8 protein-coding genes are annotated in these 9,256 nt (G+C 70.1%); 1 reads left to right on the top strand and 7 read right to left on the bottom strand.

What is annotated here, in order from left to right:
* Window positions 1–146 precede the first annotated feature (146 nt).
* Window positions 147–920 (top strand): DUF881 domain-containing protein, encoded by a 774-nt coding sequence (locus ABEA30_RS10120; RefSeq protein WP_345582437.1) that lies wholly within the window; start codon window positions 147–149, stop codon window positions 918–920.
* On the opposite strand, the gene ABEA30_RS10115 is transcribed toward ABEA30_RS10120, so the two are convergent.
* The 7 genes from ABEA30_RS10115 to ABEA30_RS10085 all read right to left on the bottom strand — a co-directional run bounded on the left by ABEA30_RS10115 (window position 921) and on the right by ABEA30_RS10085 (window position 9,248).
* A complete protein-coding gene (locus ABEA30_RS10115) occupies window positions 921–1,568 on the bottom strand; it encodes an aminodeoxychorismate/anthranilate synthase component II (protein ID WP_345582435.1) in 648 nt (215 codons plus the stop codon). It lies immediately after the preceding gene.
* A gap of 178 nt (window positions 1,569–1,746) precedes the next feature.
* A complete protein-coding gene (pknB, locus tag ABEA30_RS10110; RefSeq protein ID WP_345582433.1) occupies window positions 1,747–3,651 on the bottom strand; it encodes a Stk1 family PASTA domain-containing Ser/Thr kinase in 1,905 nt (634 codons plus the stop codon).
* A 67-nt stretch (window positions 3,652–3,718) separates the two neighbouring features.
* Window positions 3,719–5,146 carry a peptidoglycan D,D-transpeptidase FtsI family protein gene (locus tag ABEA30_RS10105; RefSeq protein WP_345582431.1) on the bottom strand — a complete coding sequence of 476 codons (1,428 nt, stop codon included), beginning with the start codon at window positions 5,144–5,146 and terminating at the stop codon, window positions 3,719–3,721.
* A complete protein-coding gene (locus tag ABEA30_RS10100) occupies window positions 5,143–6,558 on the bottom strand; it encodes an FtsW/RodA/SpoVE family cell cycle protein (protein WP_345582429.1) in 1,416 nt (471 codons plus the stop codon). The genes ABEA30_RS10105 and ABEA30_RS10100 overlap by 4 nt, the downstream gene beginning before the upstream one ends.
* A complete protein-coding gene (locus ABEA30_RS10095) occupies window positions 6,558–8,090 on the bottom strand; it encodes a PP2C family protein-serine/threonine phosphatase (RefSeq protein WP_345582427.1) in 1,533 nt (510 codons plus the stop codon). The genes ABEA30_RS10100 and ABEA30_RS10095 overlap by 1 nt, the downstream gene beginning before the upstream one ends.
* Complete coding sequence (locus ABEA30_RS10090) at window positions 8,091–8,552, bottom strand: FHA domain-containing protein FhaB/FipA (RefSeq protein WP_345582425.1); 462 nt, start codon at window positions 8,550–8,552, stop codon at window positions 8,091–8,093.
* Window positions 8,553–9,248 carry a DUF3662 and FHA domain-containing protein gene (locus tag ABEA30_RS10085; RefSeq protein WP_345582423.1) on the bottom strand — a complete coding sequence of 232 codons (696 nt, stop codon included), beginning with the start codon at window positions 9,246–9,248 and terminating at the stop codon, window positions 8,553–8,555.
* Window positions 9,249–9,256: the final 8 nt, after the last annotated feature.

The raw sequence follows: 9,256 nt of genomic DNA, 5'->3' as shown, positions 1-9,256 counted from the left end.
CGACCCCCTTCACCCCGCCGACACGCCCGCCATCGGATCCCCGCTCACCCCACGCTCAGGTACGAAGAGCCACATTTGCGCGTGCGGGGTGGACGACGGCGGGCCGGGCACGCCGTCGATGCCCCCGGGCGACGTACGCTGGGCCCATGAAGCTGTGGCGCGTGGCGAGGGAGCGGGTGTCGGCCGTGCGCGCCGTCATGGCCCGGAACCAGCTGCGCACGCGCACCGCGCGCGGCCGCACGGCGAGCGTCCTGGTGTGCGTCATGGCCGGCCTGATGATGACCGTGGCGGCGATCGCGGCGCGCGGCACCGACCTGCGCAGCGACCGCACCGCAGACATGCGCGACCTGATCATCAGCCAGAGTCGCCGCAACGAGGAGTTGCGCGCGCAGGCCGACGAACTGCAGGCAGAGGTCAGCGCGCTCACGCAGCAGCAGAACGCCGGCGACTTCGCCACCGACCTCGTCTTCGCCGAACGTGACGCGAGCATGACCCCCGTCACGGGCCCCGGGATCCGCATCACGTTGACCGATGCCCCGGCCGACGTGAAGCCGCCCGGCGTGGCGGACGACGCGCTGGTGGTGCACCAGCAGGACATCCAGGCCATGGTCAACGCCCTGTGGGCCGGGGGCGCGGAGGCGATGAGCATCCAGGGACAGCGGGTGATCGCCACCACGGGCATCAAGTGCGTCGGCAACACCGTCGTGCTGCACGGCATCCCGTACGCACCGCCGTACGTGATCGAGGCCATCGGGGACCGGGCGCTGATGCAGCGCGCGCTGGACGAGTCCCCGGCGGTCACCATCTATCGGCAGTACGTCGAGGCCTACCGGTTGGGCTTCACGGTGGAGGGCGTCGGCACGCTCGACCTGCCGGCGTTCAGCGGCTCGACCGGCGTGCGGCAGGCCCGGCCGAGGTGATCAGTCGGCCAGCGACATGTCGGCCGCGACGAGCGGGCTGAGCCCGGCCGCGCGCCTGGGTGCGTCGGCGTCGCCGCATTCGACCAGCCAGTTGGCCAGCATCTGGTAACCACCCTCGGTGAGCACTGACTCCGGGTGGAACTGCACGGCCTCGACCGCGAGCTCGCGGTGGCGCACCGCCATGATCACGCCGCTCTCCGTGCGGGCGGTGACCTCGAGCACGGGGGGCACCGAGTCCTGGACGATCGCCAGCGAGTGGTACCGCGTCGTCGTCACCGGTGAGGGCAGCCCGGCGAAGACGCCCTGGCCTTCGTGGAAGACGGGGGAGGTCTTGCCGTGCAGCTGCTCCGGCGCTCGGTCGACGACCCCGCCGAACGCGACGCCGATCGCCTGCAGGCCCAGGCACACGCCGAAGATGGGCTTGACGCCGGAGAGGGTGCGCACCACGTCGATGCAGACGCCGGCAGCCTCGGGCGTGCCGGGGCCGGGCGAGATCAGGATGCCGTCGAAGCCCTCGTGCCAGGTGGCGTCAGCGAAGCGCGGGTCGTCGTTGCGCCACACCTCGACCTCCGCGCCGATCTGCGCGAGGTAGGACACGAGGTTGTAGACGAACGAGTCGTAGTTGTCGATGACGAGGATGCGGGCCACCGCCTCATTGTGCCACCTGCCCGGTGGGGCGCGGTGCCCGGTGGGTCGCCGTGAGCAGTTGGAAGCCCGGGCACCGGCCACCAGAAGGCCCCCGGCAGCCGGGGCGGGCTTTTGTCCCTACACGGAAAGGAGGTCGGTGTGGATAATCCACACCGACCCCTTCCTGGCGTAGCGATAACTACGGGGTGGGCGACAGCCCCGGCAGCGGCGACGTCGAGGGCGCCTCCGAGGCCGGGGCCTTGGCCACCTTCACCTCGAAGGGCTGGTTGCGCGGCCACGGCTCATCCCAGGGTGCCTCCTGGGCGAAGACCTTGCCGGCTGCCTCGGCCGTCGACTCCTCCTCGACCACCGTGATCGTGAAGCCGCGCTCGGCGGCGGCCTCCTGCGCCTCGGCCTGCGTCAGGCCGGTCAGGCGCGGGACGATCGAGTTGCCCGTGGCCACGTACAAGGTGATCGGCGTGTCGATCGCCACGGTGCTGCCGGGGCCGGGCTCGGTCTTGATGACGTCGCCGAGGTTGGCCTGCGGGCCCTCCTCGGCAGGATCTGCCTGCACCGCCTCCTGGATGTTGGTGAAGCCGCTGGCGGTCAGCAGGTCCACGGCGGCGTCGTAATTGATGCCGGTCACCGTCTCGGGGATGGTGCGGGTCTCGACGCCCGTCGAGACGAACAGCGTCACCTCGGTGCCGGGTTCGAGCTCCACGTCTGCCACCGGGTCGGTCTCGATGACCTGGCCGCGGTCGTCGGCAGTGCCGGCGCGCTCCTCGACGACGGGCTGCAGCCCGGCGTTGCGCACGGTGTTCTCGGCCTGCAGCCTGCTCATGCCGAGCACGTCGGGCATCGCCACGAGCTCGGGGGAGGGGCTGACCGAGGGGCTGGGGGACGGGGACGGCGAGGGAGTCGGGCTGGCCGACGTCTGCGACGGCGACGGAGACGGTGACGGCGAGGCCTCGTCGGACGGGCCGGGCGGGTTCAGCAGCATGACCAGCCCGATGATCAGGCCGATCAGCACCAACGCGCCCACGATGCCCAGCACGATCATGCCGGTGCGCGAGCGAGGCTCCTCGTCCTCGGCGTCCCCCTCGAGCGGAACGGGCACCACCGGCGGCGGGGGCAGGGGTGAGGCGGCCGACGTCACCTGGTCCGCCGGCATCACGCCGCGGCGGGCGGTCGTCGTCATGGGGTCTGACGGGATCACTTGGGTGGGCACGTCGGCCGGCGCGGCCGCCAGCACGGGCTGGCCGTTGAGCGCGCGCAGGAGGTCCTCGCGCATCTCGGAGGCATCCTGGTAGCGGTCCCTCGGGTCCTTCGCCAGCGACTTCAGCACGATGGCGTCCATCTCCGGCGTGACCTCGGGGTCGATCTGCGACGGCGGCACGGGCGCCTCGCGCACGTGCTGGTAGGCGACGCTCACCGGCGAATCGCCCTTGAACAGCGGCTGCGAGGTGAGCAGTTCGTACAGCAGGCAGCCCACCGAGTAGATGTCGGAGCGGTTGTCGACCTTCTCGCCGCGCGCCTGCTCGGGCGACAGGTACTGCGCGGTGCCGATCACGGCCGCGGTCTGCGTCATGGTGGCCGAGGTGTCCGCCACGGCGCGGGCGATGCCGAAGTCCATCACCTTGACCGTGCCGTTGGAGGTCATCATCACGTTGGCGGGCTTGATGTCGCGGTGGATGATGCCGGCGCGGTGCGAGTACGCCAGGGCGTCGAGCACGCCGGCGGTGAACTCCAGCGCGCGCTCGGGCACCAGCTTGCGGCCGCCGCGCAGCACCTCGCGCAGCGTGATGCCCTCGACCAGCTCCATCACGATGTAGGGCACCGACACGTTCGACACGGCGTCGAGCTGCTCGCCGGTGTCGTAGACGGCGACGATGTTGGGGTGGTTCAGGCCCGCGGCCGACTGCGCCTCGCGGCGGAACCGCGCCTGGAACGTGGGGTCGCTGGCCAGGTCGACGCGCAGCCGCTTGACCGCGACGTCACGTTCCAGCCGCACGTCACGCGCGCGCCACACCTCGGCCATCCCGCCTCGACCAATGATCTGGTCGAGTTCGTAGCGGTTGCCGAGCAGGGCTCCTCGCTCTGTCATCGCACCCGGTCCTTTCGGTTCGTCACGCACCATCTTGAAGCATGCACATGAGAGAAGTCTGAGAATTTCACCGCAATGCCTCCACGACGGCCTTGAAGATGGGGGCCGCCAGCCGGCCGCCCGAGATGTCGTCGCGCTCGACGTCGGCGTCCTCGACGAACGCCACGACGGCGACCTTGGGGTCCTCGGCGTAGCCGACGAACCACGCGTACGGCGGTCGGTCAGGGGAGGTCTGGGCGGTGCCGGTCTTGCCGCCGACCACCACGCCGTCGATCTGGGCCGGGCGGCCCGTGCCGTCCTCGACGGTGGCCACCATCATGTCGCGCAGGTGCTGTGCGGTGGCCTCCGAGATGGGGCGGCCCAGCGACTCCGACGAGGTGGAGCTCAGCACGGTGAGGTCACGGTTGGTGACGGTGGAGACCAGGTACGGCTTCATCATCTCGCCGTTGTTGGCGATGGCAGCGGCCACCTGCACGATCTGCAGCGGGGAGGCCGCCACGTCGAACTGGCCGATGGCCGTCAGCGCCGTCTGGGCCTCGTCGATCTCGGTCGGGAACCGCGAGGTGGCGGCCGAGATGTCGATGGTCTGCTCCTTGTTGAAGCCGAACTTCTCCGCCATCTCGATCATCTTGTCGGCGCCCAACTCCAGGCCGATGTTGCCGAACGCCGTGTTGCACGAGGTCTTGAGCGCCTGCTCGAGCGTGACGCGATCGCCGCCGCAGTTGGTGGAGTTGCCCATGGAGCGGGACGAGTTCGGCAGCCGCAACGAAGCCGGGGCGTCCACCTCCGTCGACGGCACCATGCCGTCCTCCAGCGCCGCCGCGGCCGTGACGAGCTTGAACGTCGACCCGGGAGGGTAGACCTCACGCGTGGCACGGTTCTTCAGCGGTTCCTCGGGGGCGTTGAGCAGCTCGGTCCAGGCGGCCTGCTCGGCGGGGAGGTCCACCGTCGCGAGCCGGTTGGGGTCGTAGGTGGGCGTCGACACCAGAGCCAGGACCTCGCCGGTGGTGTAGTCCATGGCGACGACGGCGCCACGCTGATTGCCGAGCGCGCTGACGGCCGCGGCCTGGGCGGCGGGGTTGAGCGTCGTCGACAGGTTGGCACCGCGCCCCTGCCGGCCGCTGAGGATGTCGACGACGCGGCTGGCGGCCTGCGACGACGAGGTGCCGGCCAGTTGCTGGTTGTAGCTCTGCTCCAGGCCGGAGCGGGCGTAGTCGTAGGAGTACCAGCCCGTCACCGAGCTCCACAGTTCCGGCTGCGGGTAGCTGCGCAGGTACGGGAACCGGCCCGAGCCCGCCACCGACTGCGCGATGGGGGTGTTGCCGACCAGGATCGAGCCGCGATTCTTCGAGAACTCCGCGTCGCGGACGCGGCGGTTTCGGCCGTCCTCGTTGAGGGTGTCGGTGCGCGCCACCGAGATCCACGTGATGTTGACCAGCAGCGCGGCCATGAGGAGTGCGACGAAGGAGGCGACCTTGCGGATGGGCACGTTCATCGCTTGATCACCGCCGTCGCGTCGTCGAGCGACGCGGCCTCGAGCTGCGCCGGGTCCTGCGGCACCGCCGTCGCGGCCTGCGGCAGGCGGCTGCGGTGCGAGACCACCATCAGGATGCCGATGATGATCCAGTTCGCGATCAGGGACGAGCCGCCCTGCGACATGAACGGCGTGGTGAGGCCCGTCAGCGGCAGGAGGCGGGTGACGCCGCCGATGATGACGAACACCTGCAGCGCGAACACGAAGCTGAGGCCGGCGGCCAGCAGCTTGCCGAACCCGTCCGGCGAGGTGACGGCGGTCTTGAAGCCGCGCGCGATCAGCAGCGCGTACACCAGCACGACGGCCATCAGCCCGAGGATGCCGAGCTCCTCGCCGATGGCGGCGGCGACCATGTCGGACTTCGCCAGCGGCGTCAGCCCCGGGCGGCCGAGGCCCCAGCCCCGGCCGAACAGCCCGCCCCACGCGAAGCCGAACTGCGCCGAGATGATCTGGAGGTTGCGGTCGTAGTCGGAGAACGGGTCGAGCCACGCGTTGACGCGCCGGGGCACGTGGCTGGTGAAGTTGTACGCGGCGATGCCGGCCGCGACGAAGGCCAGCCCGGCGATGATGGGCCACGCCGGCCGCTCCGTCGCGATGTAGATCATCACGGTGAACAGGCCGAAGAAGAGCAGCGAGGTGCCCAGGTCGTTCTGGAACACCATGACGGCCAGCGACGCCAGCCACATCACGGCGATGGGCCCCAGGTCGCGCGCACGGGGGAACTCGATGCCGAGGAAGCGCTTGCCGGCCAGCGCCAGGACGTCGCGCTTCTCGTAGAAGTAGGCCGCGAACGCGATGGCCAGCATGATCTTGGCCACTTCGGCAGGCTGGAAGGAGAAGCCGAACACCCGGATCCAGATCTGCGCGCCGCCCGAGGCGTGGCCGATGAACGGTGCCAGCGGCAGCAGCAACAGGATCAGGCCGCCGATGAACAGCAGGTACGGGTAGCGCTGGAGTCGACGGTGGTCGCGCAGCAGCACCGCAACGAGGGCGAACAGCACCAGCCCGAGGGCCGTCCAGACCAGCTGCATCGCCGAATCCGTGCGCACGGGGTCGGGGATCTGGTCGATGCGGTAGATCATGGCGAGTCCCAGCCCGTTGAGCAGGAACACGCTGGGCAGGATCACCGGGTCCGCGTACGGCAGCTTGAACCGCACCACCAGGTGCGCGGCCAGGCCCATGCCGTACCAGAGGGCGGCCACCGTCGCCATGTTCGACGGCAGCTCGCCGTACAGGTTGAGGTTGGTGATGACCCAGCCGGCGAAGCCGAAGGACTGCGCCAGCACCAGCAGCAGCAACTCGACGTTGCGCCGCTTCTTGTAGACGATCACCTCGTCGGCGACCTGGGGCATCACCTGAGCCTGTGCAGACATCAGCAGTCCTCCAGGTCGGCCTCTTCGCCCGGGCCCGGTTCGAGCGTGGCCAGTTCCTCGGCCAGCGTGGGCGTCTCGACGGGCTCAGGCGTGAAGGGCGCCAGCAGCGGCGGCACGGCGGCGGTCACGGGTGAGCTGGGGGCGCCCGTCTGCTGAGGGCTCGACGGGAGGCCGGGGCCCTCCTCCTCCGGCGACTGCGTGGGCTCGGGCGAGACAGACGGGCCGCCCGACGGTTCGGGGGAGGGCGACGGCGACTCCGATGCCGGCGGGTTGTCCCGCTCCGCCCGGCGCTCCTCACGGATGGCGACGCAGGCCTCCGCGAGGTCCCGCAGCGAGCCGACGGTGCGCTCGGCCGCCTCGATCGACCCCACCGTGATCGACGCCTCAACCTCGCCCCTGAAGAAGTGCGGCAGGTCCTCCACCGGGATGTCGGTGCGTTCCACCAGGTTGTTGAGCGTGACGCCCAGCACGTTGCCGGGCACGCCGTTGAACACGGCCACCTGCCCGTCGTCGGCGGAGATGAAGTAGCGGCTGGCCACGTAGGACGACGTGGCCCACCAGCCGCCGCCCACCACCAGCGCGATGGCGACGATGGTGGCGATGATGCCGGGCCACCGTCGCCTGCCCTCCGTGGGGGCGTAGCGGGCGGCCTCCTCGGCGTCGTGCTCGACCTTCACGTCCGACGGCGTGCTGGGGTAGCCGTGACCCGTGGGCAGCGCCACCGGGCCGCCGGCGCGCGGGATCTCGACCTCCGTGGCCGAGCCCACCAGCAGGGCGGGGACGGCGTCGAGTTCGTCGTCGTGTTCGACGACCTCGCCGATGACGATGGTGATGTTGTCGTGGCCGCCGTTGTCGTTGGCGAACCGGGCAAGGGTGGCGACGGCGGCGTCGAGGTCCTCGTCCTGCAGCACCTGCTGGATCACGTCGTCGTCGACGAGGCCGCTCAAGCCGTCGGAGCAGAACATCAGGCGGTCGCCGAGGCGGGCTTCGTGCACCTCGAGGTCTGGCTCGAAGTGCACCTGGCCGTTGAGCACCTTGAGGATCAGGGAGCGGTGCGGGTGGGTGGCGGCCTGTTCGGGGGTGATCTTGCCCTCGTCGATCAGCGACTGCACCCAGGAGTGGTCGTGCGTCAGCTGCGTGAGTTCGCCGTCGCGGAGGAGGTAGCCGCGGGAGTCGCCGATGTGGGCCAGCCCGAACTGCGTGCCGTTGAACAGCGCGCCGCAGAACGTGGTGCCCATGCCGTCGAGTTCGAGGTTGGACTCGATGAGATCCGTCAGCTTGGTGTTGGAGCGCGCGATCATGCCGGCGATGCGTGCCAGCAACTCCTCGCCGTCGGCCGCGCGCACCTCGTCGTGCGCGTCGGAGCGGGCCGCCTCCGTGGAGGCGACTGCGGAGGCCAGGTCGCCTGCAGCCGCGCCGCCCATCCCGTCCGCCACCAGCAGCATGGTGGGCGATGCGTAGCCGGCATCCTGGTTGTTCTTGCGGATGCGGCCCACCTCGGAGTGCGCGGTGAAGCGGAGGCTGAAGGTCACCTAGATCTCCAGCCGCATGAGGGTCTTGCCGATGCGCACCACGTCGCCGACGGTGACCTTGGTGGGTTCGGTGACGAGCTTGCCGTTGACGTAGGTGCCGTTGGTGGACTGCAGGTCGGAGATGACCCACGTGGTGGCGTCCTTCTGCACCAGTTGCGCGTGCCGGGCGGAGGCGTAGTCGTCGTCGAGGAGCAGCGTCGAATCCGCCGCGCGGCCCAGGTTGATCGTCGGTTCGACCGGCACGGAGACGCCCTGCTGCGGCCCGGCGGTGATCGCGAAGCGGGTGGGCAGCTTCGAGCGGTTCTTGCCGCGGCCGCGGTCTGCGGGGATGGCGCTCAGCGAGGAGACGGGGACGCGGCGCCCGAACATGTCGGTGCGCACCACGTTGGCGACGAACAGGATGAACAGCCAGAGCAGGCCGAGGAAGGCGATCTTGATCGCCGCGATGACGAGGTCCGACACTCAGGTCTCCGAAGGCGTGTGAACCAACATTCGGGTGTTCCCGATCTCGATGCGGGCCCCTTCTCCAATCCTCGTCTTGCTGATGCGGCTGCCGTTGACGTGCACGCCGTTGGTGGAACCCAGGTCCTCGATGGTGATGACCGGGTGGTTGGGGTCCCCGCCGACGGTGATGAGCGCGTGGCGGCGCGAGACCCCGGGGTCGTTGAGGCGGAGGTCCGCCTCGGTGCCGCGCCCGATCAGGATGCCGGGGGCGACGAGGGGGTGGCGCACGCCGTTGACCTCGAGCACGAGCCGGCCCGGGCGGGGCGACTCCTTGCGGGTCTCCGGCGCGATGGCCTCCGAGGCGACGGTGAACTGCCCCGTCGGGAGGGACGGGTCCAGCACGTAGTCGATGGAGATGGGGCCGTTGAAGACGTACTGCCTGTCTGCCGCGTGGTCGCGGATGGAGGGCAGGATCTCGGCGTTGAGGGTCTTGGAGTAGGGCGCGAGCCTGTCGTGGTCACCCTGGGACAGGCCGATGGTGAACGCATTGGGCACCAGGCGCTTGTCACGGGAGAGGAGCTTGGCTTCGGCGTCCAGTTCACGCTGGATGCCCGCGACGATCTCGACTGGGTGGACGTAGCCCTTGAAGGCACGTGCGAAGACCTTGCCGACGGCGGATTCGATCCGCTTCTCGGCCTTGTCGAAGACTCCCATGCGCCTCC

It is taken from the genome of Tessaracoccus lubricantis, from assembly GCF_039544535.1.
Lineage (GTDB): Bacteria > Actinomycetota > Actinomycetes > Propionibacteriales > Propionibacteriaceae > Arachnia > Arachnia lubricantis.
This window is presented reverse-complemented; position numbering and strand designations above follow the sequence as displayed.

Bases quoted from the DNA above. Each gene is read 5' to 3' on its own strand.
- ABEA30_RS10120 (WP_345582437.1), top strand. From the start codon at position 147: ATGAAGCTGTGGCGCGTGGCGAGGGAGCGGGTGTCGGCCGTGCGCGCC.
- pknB (WP_345582433.1), bottom strand. From the start codon at position 3,651: ATGACAGAGCGAGGAGCCCTGCTCGGCAACCGCTACGAACTCGACCAG.
- ABEA30_RS10105 (WP_345582431.1), bottom strand. From the start codon at position 5,146: ATGAACGTGCCCATCCGCAAGGTCGCCTCCTTCGTCGCACTCCTCATG.
- ABEA30_RS10100 (WP_345582429.1), bottom strand. From the start codon at position 6,558: ATGTCTGCACAGGCTCAGGTGATGCCCCAGGTCGCCGACGAGGTGATC.
- ABEA30_RS10085 (WP_345582423.1), bottom strand. From the start codon at position 9,248: ATGGGAGTCTTCGACAAGGCCGAGAAGCGGATCGAATCCGCCGTCGGC.